The organism is Thiocystis minor (assembly GCF_016653465.1).
Classification (GTDB): domain Bacteria; phylum Pseudomonadota; class Gammaproteobacteria; order Chromatiales; family Chromatiaceae; genus Chromatium; species Chromatium minus.
This window is the reverse complement of sequence record NZ_NHSQ01000066.1, coordinates 1-17,621: the sequence shown is the minus strand read 5'-3', so window position 1 is coordinate 17,621 and position 17,621 is coordinate 1. Positions and strand designations below refer to the sequence as shown.

At 61.2% G+C, this 17,621-nt stretch carries 20 protein-coding genes, 1 pseudogene and 1 riboswitch; of the genes and pseudogenes, 16 read left to right on the top strand and 5 right to left on the bottom strand.

Translation table 11 applies throughout. The features are described from left to right. Nucleotides 1-143 (top strand): transposase (locus CCR95_RS08150; protein WP_201093406.1); only part of this gene is annotated, 143 nt, incomplete at its 5' end. 243 nt (nt 144-386) lie between these two features. Beyond that, on the top strand, nt 387-884 hold the full coding sequence (locus tag CCR95_RS08145; protein ID WP_201093405.1) for a DUF4124 domain-containing protein: 498 nt from the start codon (nt 387-389) through the stop codon (nt 882-884). A 6-nt stretch (nt 885-890) separates the two neighbouring features. Here CCR95_RS08145 and mtgA read toward each other — a convergent pair whose 3' ends face one another. From mtgA to CCR95_RS08125, 4 genes are all read right to left on the bottom strand, one after another. After that, the gene (gene mtgA, locus CCR95_RS08140) at nt 891-1,703 is read right to left on the bottom strand and encodes a monofunctional biosynthetic peptidoglycan transglycosylase (protein ID WP_420825648.1); all 813 of its coding nucleotides are present in this window, start codon (nt 1,701-1,703) and stop codon (nt 891-893) included. A 66-nt stretch (nt 1,704-1,769) separates the two neighbouring features. Beyond that, nucleotides 1,770-2,414: a flavin prenyltransferase UbiX gene (locus CCR95_RS08135; protein WP_201093404.1), complete on the bottom strand. Its 645-nt coding sequence runs from the start codon at nt 2,412-2,414 to the stop codon at nt 1,770-1,772. A 24-nt stretch (nt 2,415-2,438) separates the two neighbouring features. Then, complete coding sequence (gene mpl / locus CCR95_RS08130) at nt 2,439-3,803, bottom strand: UDP-N-acetylmuramate:L-alanyl-gamma-D-glutamyl-meso-diaminopimelate ligase (protein WP_201093403.1); 1,365 nt, start codon at nt 3,801-3,803, stop codon at nt 2,439-2,441. A gap of 2 nt (nt 3,804-3,805) precedes the next feature. After that, on the bottom strand, nt 3,806-4,321 hold the full coding sequence (locus CCR95_RS08125; protein WP_201093402.1) for a hypothetical protein: 516 nt from the start codon (nt 4,319-4,321) through the stop codon (nt 3,806-3,808). A 357-nt stretch (nt 4,322-4,678) separates the two neighbouring features. Further along, nucleotides 4,679-4,766: riboswitch (S-adenosyl-L-homocysteine riboswitch) on the top strand. 22 nt (nt 4,767-4,788) lie between these two features. On the opposite strand from CCR95_RS08125, the gene ahcY reads away from it, so the two are divergent. The 14 genes from ahcY to trpC all read left to right on the top strand — a co-directional run bounded on the left by ahcY (nt 4,789) and on the right by trpC (nt 17,112). Beyond that, nucleotides 4,789-6,195, top strand: coding sequence for an adenosylhomocysteinase (ahcY, locus tag CCR95_RS08120; RefSeq protein WP_201093401.1), 1,407 nt, complete (start codon nt 4,789-4,791; stop codon nt 6,193-6,195). Continuing rightward, on the top strand, nt 6,192-6,671 hold the full coding sequence (locus CCR95_RS08115; protein ID WP_201093399.1) for a hypothetical protein: 480 nt from the start codon (nt 6,192-6,194) through the stop codon (nt 6,669-6,671). The genes ahcY and CCR95_RS08115 overlap by 4 nt, the downstream gene beginning before the upstream one ends. Then, nucleotides 6,668-6,958 (top strand): hypothetical protein, encoded by a 291-nt coding sequence (locus CCR95_RS08110; RefSeq protein ID WP_201093398.1) that lies wholly within the window; start codon nt 6,668-6,670, stop codon nt 6,956-6,958. Before CCR95_RS08115 ends, CCR95_RS08110 begins: the two co-directional genes overlap by 4 nt. Before the next feature lie 7 nt (nt 6,959-6,965). Further along, the gene (locus CCR95_RS08105) at nt 6,966-7,460 is read left to right on the top strand and encodes a Uma2 family endonuclease (RefSeq protein WP_201093397.1); all 495 of its coding nucleotides are present in this window, start codon (nt 6,966-6,968) and stop codon (nt 7,458-7,460) included. 367 nt (nt 7,461-7,827) lie between these two features. Further along, nucleotides 7,828-8,691, top strand: a complete 864-nt coding sequence (gene metF, locus CCR95_RS08100; protein ID WP_201093396.1) for a methylenetetrahydrofolate reductase [NAD(P)H] — start codon at nt 7,828-7,830, stop codon at nt 8,689-8,691. Between the two features lie 27 nt (nt 8,692-8,718). Continuing rightward, nucleotides 8,719-9,279 carry a Panacea domain-containing protein gene (locus tag CCR95_RS08095; protein WP_201093395.1) on the top strand — a complete coding sequence of 187 codons (561 nt, stop codon included), beginning with the start codon at nt 8,719-8,721 and terminating at the stop codon, nt 9,277-9,279. Nucleotides 9,280-9,314: 35 nt separating this feature from the next. Continuing rightward, nucleotides 9,315-11,123, top strand: a complete 1,809-nt coding sequence (locus CCR95_RS08090) for a site-specific DNA-methyltransferase (protein ID WP_201093393.1) — start codon at nt 9,315-9,317, stop codon at nt 11,121-11,123. Then, nucleotides 11,120-11,398: a DUF2283 domain-containing protein gene (locus tag CCR95_RS08085; protein ID WP_201093391.1), complete on the top strand. Its 279-nt coding sequence runs from the start codon at nt 11,120-11,122 to the stop codon at nt 11,396-11,398. The genes CCR95_RS08090 and CCR95_RS08085 overlap by 4 nt, the downstream gene beginning before the upstream one ends. A 28-nt stretch (nt 11,399-11,426) precedes the next feature. Then, on the top strand, nt 11,427-11,633 hold the full coding sequence (locus CCR95_RS08080) for a type II toxin-antitoxin system HicB family antitoxin (RefSeq protein ID WP_201093389.1): 207 nt from the start codon (nt 11,427-11,429) through the stop codon (nt 11,631-11,633). A 90-nt stretch (nt 11,634-11,723) separates the two neighbouring features. Then, nucleotides 11,724-11,855 (top strand): type II toxin-antitoxin system HicA family toxin, encoded by a 132-nt coding sequence (locus CCR95_RS26085; protein WP_338115367.1) that lies wholly within the window; start codon nt 11,724-11,726, stop codon nt 11,853-11,855. Between the two features lie 49 nt (nt 11,856-11,904). Next, nucleotides 11,905-14,529: a DEAD/DEAH box helicase gene (locus tag CCR95_RS08075; protein WP_201093387.1), complete on the top strand. Its 2,625-nt coding sequence runs from the start codon at nt 11,905-11,907 to the stop codon at nt 14,527-14,529. A 145-nt stretch (nt 14,530-14,674) separates the two neighbouring features. Then, a complete protein-coding gene (locus CCR95_RS08070) occupies nt 14,675-15,262 on the top strand; it encodes an anthranilate synthase component II (protein ID WP_201093385.1) in 588 nt (195 codons plus the stop codon). Beyond that, nucleotides 15,259-16,305 (top strand): anthranilate phosphoribosyltransferase, encoded by a 1,047-nt coding sequence (gene trpD, locus CCR95_RS08065; protein ID WP_201093384.1) that lies wholly within the window; start codon nt 15,259-15,261, stop codon nt 16,303-16,305. Before CCR95_RS08070 ends, trpD begins: the two co-directional genes overlap by 4 nt. A 12-nt stretch (nt 16,306-16,317) precedes the next feature. Next, nucleotides 16,318-17,112 carry an indole-3-glycerol phosphate synthase TrpC gene (gene trpC / locus CCR95_RS08060; RefSeq protein WP_201093383.1) on the top strand — a complete coding sequence of 265 codons (795 nt, stop codon included), beginning with the start codon at nt 16,318-16,320 and terminating at the stop codon, nt 17,110-17,112. A 33-nt stretch (nt 17,113-17,145) separates the two neighbouring features. On the opposite strand, the pseudogene CCR95_RS08055 reads toward trpC, so the two are convergent. Further along, nucleotides 17,146-17,493: pseudogene (locus tag CCR95_RS08055) on the bottom strand (helix-turn-helix domain-containing protein); the annotation flags it as partial. Nucleotides 17,494-17,621: the final 128 nt, after the last annotated feature.

Below are 17,621 nucleotides of genomic sequence, written 5' to 3'. Positions count from 1 at the left end.
AGCGTCACTTTCGGGGGCAGCATTTCTGGGCACGCGGATATTTTGTGTCGACGGTCGGTCGGGATGAAGCAACGATCCGTGCGTACATTCAGCACCAAGAGCGCGAGGACAAGCGACTCGACCAGCTCAATCTGTGGGACTGATTTGCCGCCTTTAGGCGGCCCAAGAACCGTGGGGCCGCATTAGCGACCCCTTGCCGCTTTGAGCGGCTCACGAATTCAAAGCCCCCGGCTCTGCCGGGGGATGGTTACTATGTTAAACCGCGTCCGCTCCGACTATCGTCGATGCGGCCAAGGTTAATCCAATCCAAAAACATCGCATACCGCACTGGACGCGGTTTAACGGGTCTGGTCAGGATCGCCGAACACCGGGAACGGAGACCGACTATGTTGACTTTCTGGATTCACCGGCCCGGCCGTCTCGCGCTCGGCCTGATCGGTCTTGGTCTCGCCGTGCATCCGGCCGGGGCCGGGTTGTACAAATGCCAGCAGGCGAACGGACAGGTCAGCTATCAGCAGACCGCCTGCACGGAGAGTGCCGGAGGCGGCGCGCTGGCGGTCGACACCCGCGCTCCGACGGGCGGCGGAACCGGATCGAAAAGCCAGGATTATTCGATCGAGTCCCAGGTCCAGGCGATGCAGTCCGAGCGCGAACGGGTGTCCAGGGAGCGCGAGCGCGCCCGCAAACAGGCCGAAACCGAGGCACGCCGGGCAAGCGTCCCCGCCCGCACCGAACACGACCCGGCCAAATGCGCGAAGCAGCGCGCCGAGGTCGCCAAATGGCATCAAAAGGTTCTGAACGGCTATCGCACCCGCAGCGAAAGGGATCTCAACGAGAACAAACTTGCCTATCATCAGGCATTGATGGACCGCTATTGCGAGTGATGCCTTTCATAATTGCTTCAGATACCGCATCCCGCCCAGTCGCTGGCTTTGGTCGAGGATCCAGTCCGCGCGGCGCTGAAGGCTCTCGGACGGTCGGTCCAATTGATAATGCCCCGGAGCCGGCAGCGCGCCGATCAGAAGCGCGGCTTCCGCCAGGCTAAGTTCGCTGGCGGGATGACCGAAATAGCGCCTGCTGGTGGCTTCGATGCCATAGGTGCTCGGGCTGAATTGCGCGATGTTGAGATAGATCTCCAAAATCCGTTCTTTCGGCCAGAGTATTTCCATCAGAAGCGTAAACCAGGCTTCAAGCACCTTGCGCAGCCAGCTCGATCCGGGCCACAGAAACAGATTTTTTGCCGCCTGCTGGGTAATGGTGCTGGCCCCCCGCAGCCGTCCGCCCTGGCGGTAATCGTTCCAAGCGTGGCGGATCTCGATCGGATCGAACCCGAAATGGTGCGGGAAGCGCTGATCTTCTCCAGCAATGGCCGCCAGCCGGACCGTCGGCGGAATCCGCTCCCAGGGAATCCAGTCATAGTGATAATAGGGGGGAGTTTGATCGAGTCTCCAGACATTGTAGGCATGACGCAGCATAAAGGCGGATACCGGAGGATTCACCCAGCGCAGACCGCCAACCAGGAGCACCGATAGGAGGATCGACAGGAGCGACAGCCCCAGCAGTAGAGTCGCGAGAATGCGGAGTGCCGATGCCAGCGGTTGCCGCCAACCCACGCCCGCCGCGTCGACTCGCCCCATCATCTCTCCAGCGCTTTCGGACGCTGGCGTTTCAGAAGCCTGATCTTGCGGCTTCACCTCCACCACCGTCTTCACCAGCGATCTCGCGGCGGTGTTGATACGAGTTGGGAAAGATCACGGCAGACACACATTTTACACAGAGCGCGGCTGTGCAGGGTTAAGAGAGCCCCAGCGATCCATCAATTCGTGCGGAATTTCCAGGTGATCCAGGATACGGGCAACCATGAAGTCGACGATGTCGTCAAGGCTGGTGGGGTTGCGGTAAAACCCCGGACTGGCGGGCATGATAACCGCTCCGGCCTGCGCGAGACGCAACATGTTCTCCAGATGGATGGTTGTGAAGGGCGTTTCGCGGATGACGAGGATCAGCTTGCGACGCTCTTTCAGGGCGACATCGGCCGCACGCTCGATCAGCGAGCCGGAGAGTCCGGCGGCGATCCGGCCCAGGGTGCCCGCGGTGCAGGGGCAGATGACCATGGCGTCCGGCGGATTGCTTCCGCTGGCCACGGGCGCGGTCCATTCCTGCCGCCCAAAGACCCGAAGCTGTCCGGGCTGAGCATTGAAATGCTCGGCGAAAAATCGTTCGGCCTCGGCGGGACGCGAGGGCACATCAAGTTCGGTTTCCATCTTCAGCACCACCTGCCCGGCCTGCGACACCAGCAGATAAACCCGCACCCCGGCGGCGACCAGACAGTCGATCAGGCGCAGTCCGTAGCGGGCGCCGGACGCGCCGGTAAGCGCGACAGCGATGGTTTTGGGCTTCGGCGATGGGGTCATGGGGCAGGTTTCGGTTGGCAGACGTCAGTTGTCGGTTGGCTCCGAGAGTGCGTCCAGCAGTTTTTGATGGATTCCGCCAAAGCCGCCGTTGCTCATCACGAGAACCTGGTCGCCCTGCCGACTCTCGGCGGCGATGCGCGCGACCATCGCCTCCACCGTGCTCAGGATCTCGGCGCGTGGCCCCAGTCCGGCGAAGACCCCGGCGGCGTCCCAGCCCAGATCCGGCGGTGCGAACAGGAACACCCGGTCTGCGTCGTCAAGCGAGGCGGCGAGTTCCGCGTTGTGCACGCCCAACCGCATGGTGTTGGAACGCGGCTCCAGCACGGCCAGGATGCGCTGCTCGCCGACCCGCCGGCGCAGCCCCCGCAAGGTCGTCGCGATGGCCGTGGGATGATGGGCGAAGTCGTCGAAGACCCGCACGCCATTGATCTCGCCGCGCAATTCCATGCGTCGCTTGACACCCCTAAAGCGTCCCAGCGCGGCGATGCCGGCGGCGACCGGCACGCCGGCATGACGGGCGGCGGCCAGCACCGCGAGTGCATTGTTGACATTGTGCATGCCAGTCTGCCCCCACTGGACCGCGCCGACCCGTTCGCCAACGAGCAGGACGTTGAACTGCGAGCCATCCGGCGCGATCAGTTCGGCGGTCCAGTCACCGTCCGGCCCGAAGCGCTCGCGGGGTGTCCAGCAGCCCATCGCGAGAACCGCGTCCATGGCGGGCTCCGCGCCCGGATGCACGATCAGCCCACCGCCGGGAACCGTCCGCACCAGATGGTGGAACTGACGCTGGATCTGCCCCAGATCGTCGAAGATATCGGCGTGATCGAACTCCAGATTATTCAGGATCAGGGTACGCGGACCGTAGTGGACGAACTTGGAACGCTTGTCGAAGAAGGCGGTGTCGTATTCGTCCGCCTCGACCACGAAAAAGGGCGCCGATCCCAGACGCGCGGACAGACCGAAGTCCAGCGGCACGCCGCCGATCAGAAACCCTGGATCGAGTCCGGCGTCTTCCAGTACCCAGGCCAGCATGCTGGCGGTCGTGGTCTTGCCGTGAGTGCCGGCGACCGCGAGCACCCAGCGGTCGCGCAGGAGATTTTCTTTCAACCATTCGGGGCCAGAGCAGTAGCGCAGCCCCCGGTCCAGCATGGATTCCACCGCCGGAATCCCGCGCTTCATGGCATTGCCCACGACCACCACGTCCGGTGCCGGGTCGAGATGCGAGGCGGCATAGCCTTCCATCAGACCGATGCCGGCGGCTTCCAGTTGGGTGCTCATGGGCGGATAGACATTGGCGTCCGAGCCGGTGACGCGATGACCGAGCGCGCGCGCGAGCAGGGCGATACCGCCCATGAAGGTACCGCAGATTCCGAGGATATGAAGATGCATGATCAGGCGCCGCCAAAAAGACCGGTAACCAGTGTAATCGCCGCGATCTCAAAGGCGATCGCGATGGCCGAGCCCTGACCGAGCGTGATCCCGAAGGTATGACGCAGGATGTGGCCAGTGACGACGACGCCCCAGATCACCAGCCCGAGTAGAAGAAATGCGCCCAGCGCCGCCAAATTCGTTTCCTGGCTTCCGGTGGGATTGAGACTGAGCGGCATGAGCGCGAGCAGCCCGAGCAACGCGCCGCTCCCCAGCAGTGCCGTGCCGGCCTGGAGAAAACGCCCTGGCAGCTTCATGACATTAAGCGCCGCGTAGAGCGTGGCGAGCATCATTGCGATCTCGACGATGCCCTGAAGCAGACTCGTCCACCCGGAAATGCCAGCGGTTACTCCAACCAGAAGACCGGCAAAGAGATCCGCGAGCAACACGATCCACAGCAGAATCTCCGACGCCGGCAAATCCTGCGGGGCACGGCGGAGTGCGCAAAGCTCGACGAAAAATATGAGGAGTGCTCGCACAACGACATCCTGACCTGACAAACCATGACCCAATCATAACCGCCAGCGGTAAAAAGTAGCCATTGCCCCGTCAATCGCACCTTATCTCAGGGCTGCAACTTGGAATGGAACCAGGCGTTAGACCCGATTGCAGAAAAACCATGGAGAACATCCGCCAGCACGGTTGTCCAAAAAACAGCGCCGAACGCTTGCCACCGCGCAGTCGAATGCAGACAATTCACCCTTTGTCATCAACGATACGCCGTTAATCCGAACCCCATCGATAATGCAAGATACTTTACATTGACCGTTGGCCGAAGCAAACGGTGATGGGCTCGTATCGTTGCAAAACATGCCTGATTGCCTTTCACTAACCTCGCGGTCGAGGAGCGCTGCGACCCGGACCTCAGTCGGTCCGGGCCAGGCTCGGCGACGGGGTCGACTTTTCCAACGGCGCTCACTCACGATTCATCGAGACTTGATTAACCATGAGTGAGTTTACCGATTACAAGGTTGCCGATCTGTCCCTGGCCGATTTCGGCCGTAAGGAAATGGTCATCGCCGAAACCGAAATGCCGGGTCTGATGGCGCTGCGCAAGCAGTTCGGCGCCTCCAAGCCGCTGGCCGGCGCGCGCATCACCGGCAGTCTGCACATGACCATCCAGACCGCGGTGCTGATCGAGACCCTGGTCGAACTCGGCGCCCAGATCCGCTGGTGTTCCTGCAATATCTTCTCGACCCAGGACCATGCCGCCGCTGCCATCGCCGCCGCCGGCGTCCCGGTCTATGCCTGGAAGGGCGAGACGCTGGACGAATACTGGTGGTGCACCGAGCAGGTGCTGAACTGGCCCGATGGCGGCGGACCGAACATGATCCTGGATGACGGCGGCGATGCCACGCTGATCGTGCACAAGGGCGTGGAATACGAGAAGGCCGGCGCCATCCCCGCGCCGACCGCCGGCGACAGCGAGGAATGGGGCTCCATTCTGGGGCTCCTGAACCGGACCTTCGCGCGCAACCCTCAGCACTGGCACGCCATCGCCAAGGACATCAAGGGTGTCACCGAGGAGACCACCACCGGCGTGCATCGGCTCTATCAGATGCACCGCGACGGTCAGTTGCTGTTCCCCGCCATGAACGTCAACGACTCGGTCACCAAGTCCAAGTTCGACAACCTCTACGGCTGCCGCGAGTCGCTGGTGGACGCCATCAAGCGCGCCACCGATGTCATGATCGCGGGCAAGCTCGCGCTGGTGTGCGGATTCGGCGACGTTGGCAAGGGCTCGGCGGCCTCGCTGCGTGGGCTGGGCGCGACCGTTTGGGTCACCGAAATCGACCCGATCTGCGCGCTTCAGGCCGCGATGGAAGGCTATCGGGTGGTCCGCATGGAGGACGTGGTGTCGATGATGGATATCTTCGTCACCGCCACCGGCAACACCGACATCATCACCCATGATCACATGGCGGCGATGAAGGATCAGGCCATCGTCTGCAACATCGGTCACTTCGACAACGAGATTCAGGTCTACAGCCTGAAACAGTACGAGTGGGTCAACATCAAGCCGCAGGTGGATCAGATCGTCTTCCCGGACGGTCATCGCATCACCCTGCTGGCCGAGGGGCGGCTGGTCAATCTCGGTTGCGCCACCGGTCATCCGAGCTTCGTGATGTCCAATAGCTTCACCAATCAGGTGCTAGCCCAGATCGAGATCTTCACCAAGCCCGAGCAGTATCCGGTCGGGGTCTATGTGCTGCCCAAGCATCTCGATGAAGACGTGGCGCGGCTGCATCTGGAGAAGATCGGCGTCAAGCTGACCCAACTCTCCAAGGCGCAGGCGGATTATATTGGCGTGGCGGTCGAGGGGCCGTATAAAGCCGAAAACTATCGGTATTGATCGAAATCCGCTGCTTTCTCCCCTGCGGGGGAGAAAGCAGCAGGGAGAATAGGGAATTGGCGCATCGGGATTCTTTTCGGCAAACCGGCGCAGAGTTCTCCGGCAAAGCCGCCGATGCGGTGTATGAGGCAATCCGAAACCGTCGAGACGATGTGGACAAGATTGCTCGGAAGACCGGCTTCAAACCGAAGAACATTCAGAAAATTAAAGACCATTTGTTTTACAACGTCTATCTGCTGGATCGTTATGCTGAATTCGGCATCGCGCCAGAGATGAGCCGGTTTCATAGCGATACGGTCATTGCCAAGGTTTGGCAGCGTTTGACGGATGGGACACACCTGCTAGCGGATCTCCAACTGTTGCGGCATGAGACCGCTGAGGCTTGGTACATGCGCCATCACGGACCCAGCTATCATGCTGGCCATGAGGCCGCGCAACGGCGCTTCCCGGCACCAACATATCAGGAGGACGAATGATGCACATCCAACAACAATGCGACTGGCTGAAAGCCGCCAGGATCACGAGTCTCAACGATCATTTTCTCGGCTTGCGCTTTGGGACTGAGCCGTTGAATGACCCGCGGCCGATTGCTGCGGTGGTCCTGGAGGCGGTGTCGCTGGCGAACGCGGATTTCGGTACCAACTACCGGGTGTCAGAAATTCAGATCGATGAGCGCGACAACTACAGCCCTCGTGCCTATCGCATGATGGCCTACCAGATTGTGGAGTATGCGTCCGCACACCGGTTGCACCAAGCCGCATAATGAAAACATGAGCCTGTCAACGACACTTCTTCAAGCCAGCGAGCTTGGCATTCGGCTCGAAATCGTCAACGGCCTGCCGATTTGGGAGGCACAGCCGGTTTATCGTCATCAAAAACACATCGATCGCATTGCGCGAGGCATCGTCAAGCCAGCCGCCGGTCAGGCGGGATGCGAGTGCGTTCATGCCATCGATGTCTATATTCAGTTTCCAACAGGACTCAAGCGACCCGATCTTTCGATTTTCTGCCGTGAACCGAGCGAGGACGAACAGGATTCGGCATTGACCATGATTCCCGAGGCCGTGATCGAGGTGGTCAGCAAAGGCTATGAGGCCAAGGATTTAGAGATTGGGCCACCCTTTTATCTGTCCCAGGGCGTCAAGGATGTCATCGTGTTCGATCCGCTGACGTTATTGGTTCTGCATGTCCGCAAGGAGCGTGCGACACGGCAGGTTTCTCCAGTGACGATTGAATTGGAATGCGGCTGTTCACTGATCGCATGATGCGCGACCAGGAGAACGAGGTGAAAACCAAGATCCGGGAATCCGCGCAATGAAAGAAAGTGCGTATTACGTCAAGCTCGTCGAGTGGTCCCAAGAAGATCAATGTTTCGTTGGGCAATGTCCGGGAATCATTGGTCCCTGCTGCCCATGGCGACGACGAGGAACAGGTCTATCACGAGCTTTGCCTGATTGTCGATGAATGGATCGCGATCATGAAGTAAAGACGCAAAGCCCCTGCCTCCGATGACCTCCGGTATCAATTTGAGTCGACTGATCCTAGAGCGGATCGGCGATACGGATCATGCCGCGCGCCTTTAAATGATTGAGCGCGAAACACTGGCGCAGCACTGACCAAGGAACCTGATTCATGCCATTTCAAAACCATTCGACTCCACTGTATAGCGTCGAACTCTTCCCGCCGAAGACCGCCGAAGGAATGGAGAAACTCAAGCTGGAGATCGCCAAGCTCAACGCGCTCGGCCCCGCGTATTTCTCCGTCACCTACGGCGCCGGCGGATCGACCCGCGAGGGCACCCTGGAGACTGTCTCCTGGCTGCGCGGCCTGGGGATCGAGACCGCGCCTCACCTTGCCTGCATCGGCTCCACTCGCGAGCAGGTGCGCGAACTGTTGCACCACTATCGGCAACAGGGCATCCGGCGTCTGGTGGCGCTGCGCGGCGACATGCCCTCCGGCATGGGCGCGGGCAATCGCGGCGATTTCCGCTATGCCAATGAACTGGTGAGCTTCGTCCGCGCCGAGTTCGGCGATGCCTTCCACATCGAGGTGGCGGCCTATCCCGAGTATCACCCCCAGTCGGGCAGTCCGGCGCGCGATCTGGAAAACTTCAAGCGCAAAGTCAAGGCGGGCGCCGACGGGGCCATCACCCAGTATTTCTATAACGCCGATGCCTATTTCGCCTTCGTCGAGAGCTGCCGCAAAGCAGGGATCGAGATCCCGATCATCCCCGGCATCATGCCCATCACCAACTACACTCAGCTTGCCCGCTTTTCGGATACCTGCGGCGCCGAGATCCCACGCTGGGTCCGTCGCCGGCTGGAAGGCTATGGGGACGATGTCGAGAGCATCCGAGCCTTCGGTCACGAGGTGGTGCTGACGCTGTGCCGTCAACTGATCGAAGGCGGTGCGCCGGGGCTGCATTTTTACACGATGAATCAGTCCGGTCCGACGACGCGCCTGTGGAATGATCTGGAACTCCCCATCGTGCACTGATTTCCGATTGAAGACTGGTCTTCAAGTATGCTCATCACCCACGAACGCGAAAAGCTGATCAACGTGATTGTCTATTTCGCCCAACACACCCAGCATTTCGGCAAGATCAAGCTGTTCAAGCTGCTGTATCTACTTGACTTCGAGCATTTCCGCCAGACCGGGCGGAGTGTCACGGGGCTGGAATACCGCGCGTGGGAGTTGGGACCCGTGCCGATCCGCTTGATGCAGGAATGGGAAGACCTAAAGCCTGATTTAGCGGCTGCGATTTCCATCCAACCCGAGCGGGTGATCGATTACGTGCGCGAAACGGTTGTCCCCCGCGCCGAATTCGATGACAGCTATTTCTCCAAGCGGGAACTGCGCATCATGGCCGAGCTGGCGAATCGCTACCGCGATGTCTATTCACCAAAAATGATCGATGTCACGCATGCCGAGAATGGCGCTTGGGACAGGGTCTGGAGCAATGGGATGGGTTTCGATCAGCGCATTGCCTACGATCTGGGGCTGGCAGACGATGAGCCGTACCGGGACGCCATCCTGGAAGCGGCCGAAGAATACCAAGCCATCCTCAGTTCGGCGCGGGGTTGAGGTGGCAGCGACGTCCCTAATTAAAGGATTCGACCATGCCGGAGCTTGATTTCAAGGGCAAGGAATTCGTCTACAACCATCATCTGGCCATCCCGCACCGCCCGTTGATCCCGCAGCCGGGCAAGTCCATCGGCGAACCGCGACTTGACGGCAACCTGATCGTTCACGGCGACAATCTACACGCTCTGAAAGCCTTGTTGCCCATGTATGCGGGGCGGGTGGATTGCATCTTCATCGATCCCCCGTACAACACTGGCAACGAAGGTTGGAGCTACAACGACAACGTCAACAGCCCGATGCTGCGCGAGTGGCTCGACAGCAACCCGGTCGGCATCGAGGACGGGCTACGCCATGACAAATGGCTGTGCATGATGTGGCCACGGCTGCGGTTGCTGCACGAACTGCTGTCGGAGTCGGGGAGTTTCTGGATGACACTCGACGATAACGAAATCCATCGGGCGCGGATGATGTTGGATGAGATTTTTGGGGCTGACAATTTCGTCGCGACTTGTATTTGGCACAAGAACTATTCGCCCAAGCCGTCAGCTCAGTTCTTTTCGGAAGATCACGATTACCTGTTGATCTACGCGAAAGATAAAACTATCTGGCGTCCGAACTTGCTGGAGCGAACGGACGATATGGATGCCCGTTACGACAATCCAGACAACGATACGCGAGGCCCTTGGAAGCCCGGCGATCTGTCGGCGCGCAACTACTATGGCGAGGGCACGTACCCGATTACCTGCCCGTCTGGGCGCATCATTCCAGGGCCTCCGTCTGGAAGGTATTGGGTTATTTCGGAAGCCAAATTCAAGGAGATGGACCATGATGATCGCGTCTGGTGGGGCGAGGATGGCAACAACATCCCATCGATCAAGCGATTCCTCTCCGAGGTCAAAGCCGGTCGCGTACCGCAAACCCTGTGGGAGTACGACGAGGTCGGCCATACCCAGGACGCCAAGAAAGAACTGCTGTCCGTGCTGGACTTCGCCAGTTCCGACGATGTTTTCGTGACTCCCAAGCCGGTGGCCCTGCTGTCCCGCGTGCTGGAACTAGCCACCACCGAGCATTCCATTGTGCTCGACAGCTTCGCCGGTTCCGCCACCACCGCCCACGCCGTCCTGACCGCGAACCACAAGGACGGCGGCGACCGAACATTCATCCTCGTCGAAGGCGAGGACTACGCCGACACGCTCACCGCCGAACGCGCCCGCCGCGTCATCGACGGCTATGCCTTTTCCGGCAACCAGCGCGAAGAACTCCACCGCGAACGGCTCACCTTCACCAGCCTGAAAAAGGCCGACACGCTGCTGGACCATGTCGAATCCATCAAGACCCTGGAAGGCCATCGCTTCGACCGCATCAAGTCCGAGGTCAAGGACGGCGAACTCATCGTGACCGGCGAAAAGGCGATCACCGAACGGGTCGCGGGACTGGGCGGCGGTTTCGCCTTCTGCACCCTGGGCGAGGCCGTGGACATGGACCGGATGCTTACCGGCGAATCGCTGCCAGCCTTCGAGCAACTGGGCGCGCTGCTGTTCCACACCGCCACCAATGAAATCGCCCCCAACCCCTTTCCGACCGAGGAGGTCGCGGGCTGCGGCTATCTCGGTGCATCGACCCACTATCATGTCTGGCTGATTTACCGCCCCGATCTGGAATTTCTCAAATCCCGCGAGGCGGCCCTGACCCTGTCCCGCGCCGATGCCATGGTGGACGCGAAGCCGGACAAGCCGCATCGGGTGTTCGCCCCGGCCAAGTTCGTCTCGCAAAAGCTGCTGAATGACAGCGGCCTACCGGTCGAATTCGCGCCGCTGCCGTTTGCGTTGTATCGAATCGCATGAATAAGGTGAAAACACCCTATCTTGAAGTCACTTTTCGACATGGGCGAGCCATGGCCGCCTATCTCTATCTTCCTCGCTCGCCGCATGACAGGAGCCACCGAACAGCGAAAGCCGATCCCGGAATGATCGTCGATTATGCCAAGGACGGTCGACCGATCGGCATCGAGATCACCGCGCCAATGAACGTCACGGTGACGGATCTGAACCGAGTCCTCGCCGGTCTTGGCGCGCCGGAACTGACGGCGGACGATGTCGCGCCACTCAAGGCGGCTTGACAGAGCAACAAACAAGAGGTCATCGATCATGAAATTCTTAGTGACAATCGACAGAGATGAAGACGGCATCTGGGTCGTGGAATGCCCATCGATTCCTGGGTGTGTCAGTCAAGGCCAGACAAAAACCGAGGCATTGGCGAATATCGAAGAAGCCATCCAGTTATGCCTGGAGGTTCGCGCGGAATGCGGGTATCCGCTCACGATTGAGACCAGGCAAATCGAGATCGCCGCCTGATGCCTCCCTTGCCCAGACTCAGCGGAAAGGAAGTGGTTCGGATATTCGAGAAATTCGGATGGAGAATCGCTCGGCAAAAAGGTAGCCCATATCATTCTGGTCAAGGACGATCACATCGCTACCCTGTCTATTCCGAATCACAGTGAAGTCGCAACAGGAACGCTCCGCGGCCTGATCAGGGCCGCTGGCCTCACTCCCGATCAATTCTCCGATAACAGCTAAAGATTCTGGCGATCTGGCGCCGTTCCACTGAGAAAACGCCAATACAACCATGCGCGATCTTGACTACCAGGCACGGGTGCTGACCCTGTTCGACGCCTATCTGACCGAACTGTCGGCACGGAAACAGAACGCTGACGAGATTGCGGCACTGGCGAAGGAGCGCCCGACGCTTCGTCTGCCAGTTCCCGATTTTCCGCTGGAAACCTGGCGTGCGCTCAAGGCGGCCGGCCAGCTTCCGCCCTCGCGCGCGGCCATTCCCTACTCGCCGCGTCTGGATGGCATCGGCCGGCCGACGCCTAATGCCGTGTTCAAGGTGCCGACCGGCGGCGGCAAGACCTATCTGGCGGTCGCCGCGCTGTCGCGTCTCTTCGGGCGCTATCTGGGCCGGAACACCGGCTTTGTGCTGTGGATCGTGCCCAATGAGGCGATCTACAGCCAGACCAAGCGCCAATTGACCGACCGCCAGCATCCCTATCGGCAGATGCTCGACCGCACGGCGGCGGGGCGGGTGAGGATCCTGGAAAAGAGCGATCCGCTCGACGCCCGCGATGTCGAATCGCATTTGTGCGTCATGTTGCTGATGCTGCAATCGTCCAACCGGGAGAACAAGGATTCGCTCAAGATGTTCCGCGACCGGGGTGACGTGCGCGGCTTTTTTCCGTCGGAGGGCGATCAGGAGGCGCACGCTCTGGCGTGTGCCAAGATTCCGAACCTGCGTATTTATGATCTAGCCGATAGCGCCTATCCCTGGCCGCAAGTGAAGGACTCGCTGGGGAATGCCCTGTGCCTGATCCGCCCGGTGGTGGTCATGGACGAGGGTCACAAGGCGATTTCGGAGCTGGCCTTCGCGACCCTCTACGGCTTCAACCCCTGTTTCGTGCTGGAACTGACCGCGACGCCTAAAGATGTCGCGGCGCGCGGCGGCAAGAACCCGCGACCGGCCCGCCATGCCAATATCCTGGTTGAGGTGCTGGGGACCGAACTGGACCGCGAGGGCATGATCAAGATGCCCTTGAATCTCGATCCCCGCCAGGGGACCGACTGGCGCAATACCCTGAGCGCGGCGCTCGACTGCCTGAATCGGCTGCAAGTCGAGGCGCGGCGACTGCATGGCGAGCGCGGCCGTTATATCCGTCCGATTCTGTTGGTTCAGGTGGAGCGCACCGGCCGGGATCAACGCGACGGGGTGCATATCCATGCGCTCGACGCTAGGGACTGGTTGCTCACGGCGGGGTTGGACGAGGCCGAAATCGCCATCAAGACCGCTGATACCAACGAACTGGCGAACCCCGAGAATCAGGACTTGCTCTCACCGGCCAACCGGGTGCGGGTCATCATCACCAAGCAGGCGCTCCAGGAGGGTTGGGATTGCCCCTTCGCCTATGTGCTCTGCGCCCTCGCGGCCAGCCAGAATCTGTCGGCACTGACCCAACTGGTCGGGCGCATCCTGCGCCAGCCACAGGCCGACAAGACGGGTATCCCACTGCTCGACGAAAGCTATGTCATCACCCACCACGCCGCGACGGCGGGCGTGGTGGAAGCCATCAAGACCGGGTTGCAAGAAGACGGGCTGGGCGATCTGGTGAAGGAACTTCGGATCGGCGGCGACAGCGGCAATCGCGACCACGGCAGCCGTTCGGTTCCCCGGCGTGAGGCGTTCGCCAAGACTGAAATCTATCTGCCGCGGGTGCTCTCCGTGGAAGGTGGCAGGATTCGCCCGCTCGATTATGAGCAGGACATCCTGTTTCACCTGGATTGGTCGGCGGTCGACCCCGCGTCACTGGTGGCCTCGATTCCGGACAATGCCCAAAGCGCCGAACAGCAGATGCGCCGCTTCCGGCTGGCCGATGTGGGCGAGAAACGCATCCTTGACGAGGTCAGCGGCCACAGTCGGGAGATGCTGCGCTTCGATCCCGCCTATGCGGTGCGGATGGTCTCCGATCTGGTGCCGAATGCCTGGATTGCCCGCGAGATCATCGGGCGCCTGCTGTCGGGGTTGACGGCGCGCGGCTTCGACGCCGAGAAACTGGGCACGGTGGGCGGGTTGATCATCGAGCAACTGCGCCACTGGCTGGACGGCGAACGCGACCGCATGGCCGAGGCGGTGTTCCGGGCGGCGGTCGCCGAGGGGCGGATTCAGTTCCGGCTGAGGACCGATGGGCACAACTGGCGGATGCCGTTCATGGCCGATACCTATGAGCCGGAAGGCGCCGAACAACTGATCGGGAAGAGCGGGGGGCCACTGCAAAAAAGCCTGTTCGCGCCGATCTACAAGGGCGATTTTTCCAGTCAGGACGAGCGCGACATTGCGGTCTATCTCGACAGCGAGGCGACCCTGACCTGGTGGCATCGCAATGTCGCGCGCCAGCAGTACGGAATCCAGGGCTGGCGGCGGGGCAGAATCTATCCCGATTTCATCTTTGCCCTGCAACGCGCTCGGGAGACAAACCGGGTCGTGGTGCTGGAAACGAAAGGTCCGCAGTTGGCCGGCAACCTGGATACCGAATACAAGCAGGCCGTGTTGCGGCTCATGTCGGACCACTACGCCATTGAGCAGGCGATGCGCGTGGGCGAGTTCGAATTGGTCGATCCCGGCGGGACAGTCGTGCATTGCGACCTGGTGTTGATGCCGGACTGGAAAACCAGATTACCCAATAAATTCCTTGGGGAATAAGCCATTGTCGGCGGGGTCGGGCAACGGCGAGCGACCGTGACGGAAACCCTCTATTCCACGAATGCCCATGGTTATAATGGATTTCAGATCAAACCCGCTCATTGGCGGCGCTGGCCAGACCGAACGCAAACAGGATAGACGCTTTATGCTGCTGATGATCGACAATTACGATTCCTTCACCTACAACCTGGTGCAGTATTTCGGCGAGTTGGGCGCCGAGGTGCGGGTGGTGCGCAACGACGAACTCTCGGTCGAGCAGGTGGCGGCCTTGCAACCGGAACGCATTGTGATCTCGCCCGGTCCCTGCACCCCGAACGAGGCCGGTATCTCGGTGCCGCTGATCCGGGCGATGGCGGGCCGGGTGCCGATTTTGGGTGTTTGTCTCGGTCACCAGTCGATCGGGCAAGCCTTTGGCGGCCAGATCGTCAAGGCGCCGGCGGTGATGCATGGCAAGACCTCGCCGATGCATCATACCGACCGGGGCGTGTTCCACGGGCTGGCCAATCCGTTCGAGGCGACCCGCTATCATTCGCTCGTGATCGACCGATCGACCCTGCCGGACTGTCTGGAAGTCACCGCCTGGACCGAGACCGAGGACGGTACCCGCGACGCCATCATGGGCGTGCGTCATCGCGAATTGCCCATCCAGGGCGTGCAGTTCCATCCCGAGTCGATCTTGACCCAGCATGGCCATGACCTGCTGCGCAACTTTATCGAGGGCCGAGACGAATGAACATCCAGGACGCCATCGCCCGCTGTCTCGAACGGCACGATCTCGGCGAAGACGAGATGACCGCCGTCATGCGCGTCATCATGACCGGCGGCGCGACGTCGGCCCAGATCGCGGGCTTTCTGGTGGCCTTGCGCATGAAGGGCGAGACGGTGACCGAAATCGCCGCGGCGGCCTCGGTGATGCGCGAGCTGGCGACCGGCGTGGCGCTGGACGGGCTGGAGCACACCGTCGACATCGTCGGCACTGGCGGCGATGCCTCCGGCACCTTCAACGTCTCGACCACCAGCATGTTCGTAGCGGCGGCGGCGGGTTGTCATGTCGCCAAGCATGGCAACCGCTCGGTCTCTAGCAAGTCCGGGGCGGCCGATGTCCTGGAGGCGGCTGGCGTGAACCTGACGCTAACGCCGGAGCAGGTCGCGCGCTGCGTGCGTGAGGTCGGTGTCGGTTTCATGTTCGCGCCCGGACATCACGGCGCGATGAAGCACGCGATCGGGCCGCGTCGCGAGTTGGGCGCGCGCACCATCTTCAATATTCTTGGACCGCTGACCAACCCGGCGGGCGTGCCCAACCAGGTGCTGGGCGTTTTCAGTCCGACCCTGCTGGAGCCGCTGGCGCAGGTTCTGCAACGGCTGGGCAGCCGGCATGTGCTGGTGGTCCATGCCCGCGATGGCTTGGACGAGATCAGCATCGCCGATACCACCGACGTAGCCGAGCTGAAGGACGGCGCGATTCACCGCTACGGCATCCGGCCCGAGGATTTCGGGCTGGTTCGCGCCAATCTGGAGACGATCCGCGTCAAGGATCCCCTGGAGAGTCTCGCCCTGCTGCGCGGGGTTCTCGCCAACCAGCCGGGTCCGGCGCGCGACATCGTCCAGCTCAATGCCGGGGCGGCCATCTACGCGGCGGGTCGTGCCGAAACCTTGGCGGAGGGCATGGCGCTGGCGGATGCCGCGCTTGCAAGCGGCGAGGCCGCGCGGCGGCTGGAGCGATTGACCGTGCTGACCGCGAGTTTTGCATGCCCCGCCACCCTGGACGCGGTTTAGGAGGACAAGCGCATGGCCGAGACACCCGACATCCTGAAAAAAATCGTCCATCGGAAGGCGGAAGAGGTGCGTGCGCGTTCCGAACGCCTGCCGCTGTCCGAACTCATCGCGCTGGTGGGCGACGAACCGGCGCGCGGTTTCGCCAACGCGCTGCACGCGAAGATCGCCGCCGGTCAGCCGGCGGTGATTGCCGAGATCAAGAAGGCCAGCCCAAGCAAGGGTCTGCTGCGCGCGGATTTTCGGCCCGCCGAGATCGCGGTCAGTTATGCCCGCGGCGGCGCGGCCTGTCTCTCGGTGCTGACCGATATCGATTTCTTCCAGGGCAGCGATACGTATCTGAAGGAGGCGCGCGCGGCCTGCGCGTTGCCGGCGATTCGCAAGGATTTCATCATCGACCCCTATCAGGTCCATGAAGCCCGCGCGATGGGCGCCGACTGTATCCTGCTGATCGCGGCCTGTCTCGACGATGTGCGGCTGCGCGAGTTGAACGCGCTGGCACATGATCTCGGCATGGACGTGCTGGTCGAGGTGCATGATGCGCTGGAACTGGAGCGGGCGCTCGCGGTACCCGGACGCCTGGTCGGCGTCAACAATCGGAATCTGCGTACTTTCGAGGTGAGCCTGGAAACAACGCTCGCTCTGCTTGAATCCGTCCCCGTCGACCGACTATTGGTGACCGAGAGCGGCATCCTGGATGGCTGCGATGTCGCGCGCATGCGCGCACACGGCGTGAATGCCTTTCTGGTTGGCGAGGCGTTCATGCGGGCCGACGACCCTGGCACCGAGCTGGCGCGGCTATTTTTCTAGCTCGCCGGGTGGACTGCTTGTCACTGGTCAGCCCTAGCGCGTCCCGAAAACGACGATCGTCTTGCCCTTGACGCTGACCAATCCCTGTTCTTCCAGGCTTTTCATCACCCGCCCCGCCATTTCGCGCGAACAGCCAACGATGCGCCCGAGTTCCTGGCGGGTCACGCGAATCTGCATGCCATCCGGATGGGTCATGGCGTCGGGTTGTTTGCAGAGATCGAGCAGGGTTCCGGCGATACGTCCGGTGACATCGAGAAACGCGAGGTGGCCGACTTTGCGGCTGGTCGTACGCAGCCGCTGCGAGAGTTGCAGGCCGATGCTGTAGAGAAACTCCTTGGCGACATCCTTGAGTTCCTCGCCGAGCAAGCGATCAAGACGTTGATCAGCAGTTCTAAATTTAAGACCATGCTGTTATGAAGGACTCTTTGAGAGTCGAGCGGAGAACCCGATGGTTCTGAAACCAGTTGTCCCTGTTGCTCCCACGCCCAAGCTCTTTTCGGTCACGGGCT

Excerpts from the sequence above, each read along its gene's own strand:
- CCR95_RS08145 (WP_201093405.1), top strand. The coding sequence starts at position 387 with ATGTTGACTTTCTGGATTCACCGGCCCGGCCGTCTCGCGCTCGGCCTG.
- CCR95_RS08135 (WP_201093404.1), bottom strand. The coding sequence starts at position 2,414 with ATGACCCCATCGCCGAAGCCCAAAACCATCGCTGTCGCGCTTACCGGC.
- mpl (WP_201093403.1), bottom strand. The coding sequence starts at position 3,803 with ATGCATCTTCATATCCTCGGAATCTGCGGTACCTTCATGGGCGGTATC.
- ahcY (WP_201093401.1), top strand. The coding sequence starts at position 4,789 with ATGAGTGAGTTTACCGATTACAAGGTTGCCGATCTGTCCCTGGCCGAT.
- CCR95_RS08110 (WP_201093398.1), top strand. The coding sequence starts at position 6,668 with ATGATGCACATCCAACAACAATGCGACTGGCTGAAAGCCGCCAGGATC.
- CCR95_RS08105 (WP_201093397.1), top strand. The coding sequence starts at position 6,966 with ATGAGCCTGTCAACGACACTTCTTCAAGCCAGCGAGCTTGGCATTCGG.
- metF (WP_201093396.1), top strand. The coding sequence starts at position 7,828 with ATGCCATTTCAAAACCATTCGACTCCACTGTATAGCGTCGAACTCTTC.
- CCR95_RS08095 (WP_201093395.1), top strand. The coding sequence starts at position 8,719 with ATGCTCATCACCCACGAACGCGAAAAGCTGATCAACGTGATTGTCTAT.
- CCR95_RS08090 (WP_201093393.1), top strand. The coding sequence starts at position 9,315 with ATGCCGGAGCTTGATTTCAAGGGCAAGGAATTCGTCTACAACCATCAT.
- CCR95_RS08085 (WP_201093391.1), top strand. The coding sequence starts at position 11,120 with ATGAATAAGGTGAAAACACCCTATCTTGAAGTCACTTTTCGACATGGG.
- CCR95_RS08080 (WP_201093389.1), top strand. The coding sequence starts at position 11,427 with ATGAAATTCTTAGTGACAATCGACAGAGATGAAGACGGCATCTGGGTC.
- CCR95_RS08075 (WP_201093387.1), top strand. The coding sequence starts at position 11,905 with ATGCGCGATCTTGACTACCAGGCACGGGTGCTGACCCTGTTCGACGCC.
- CCR95_RS08070 (WP_201093385.1), top strand. The coding sequence starts at position 14,675 with ATGCTGCTGATGATCGACAATTACGATTCCTTCACCTACAACCTGGTG.
- trpD (WP_201093384.1), top strand. The coding sequence starts at position 15,259 with ATGAACATCCAGGACGCCATCGCCCGCTGTCTCGAACGGCACGATCTC.
- trpC (WP_201093383.1), top strand. The coding sequence starts at position 16,318 with ATGGCCGAGACACCCGACATCCTGAAAAAAATCGTCCATCGGAAGGCG.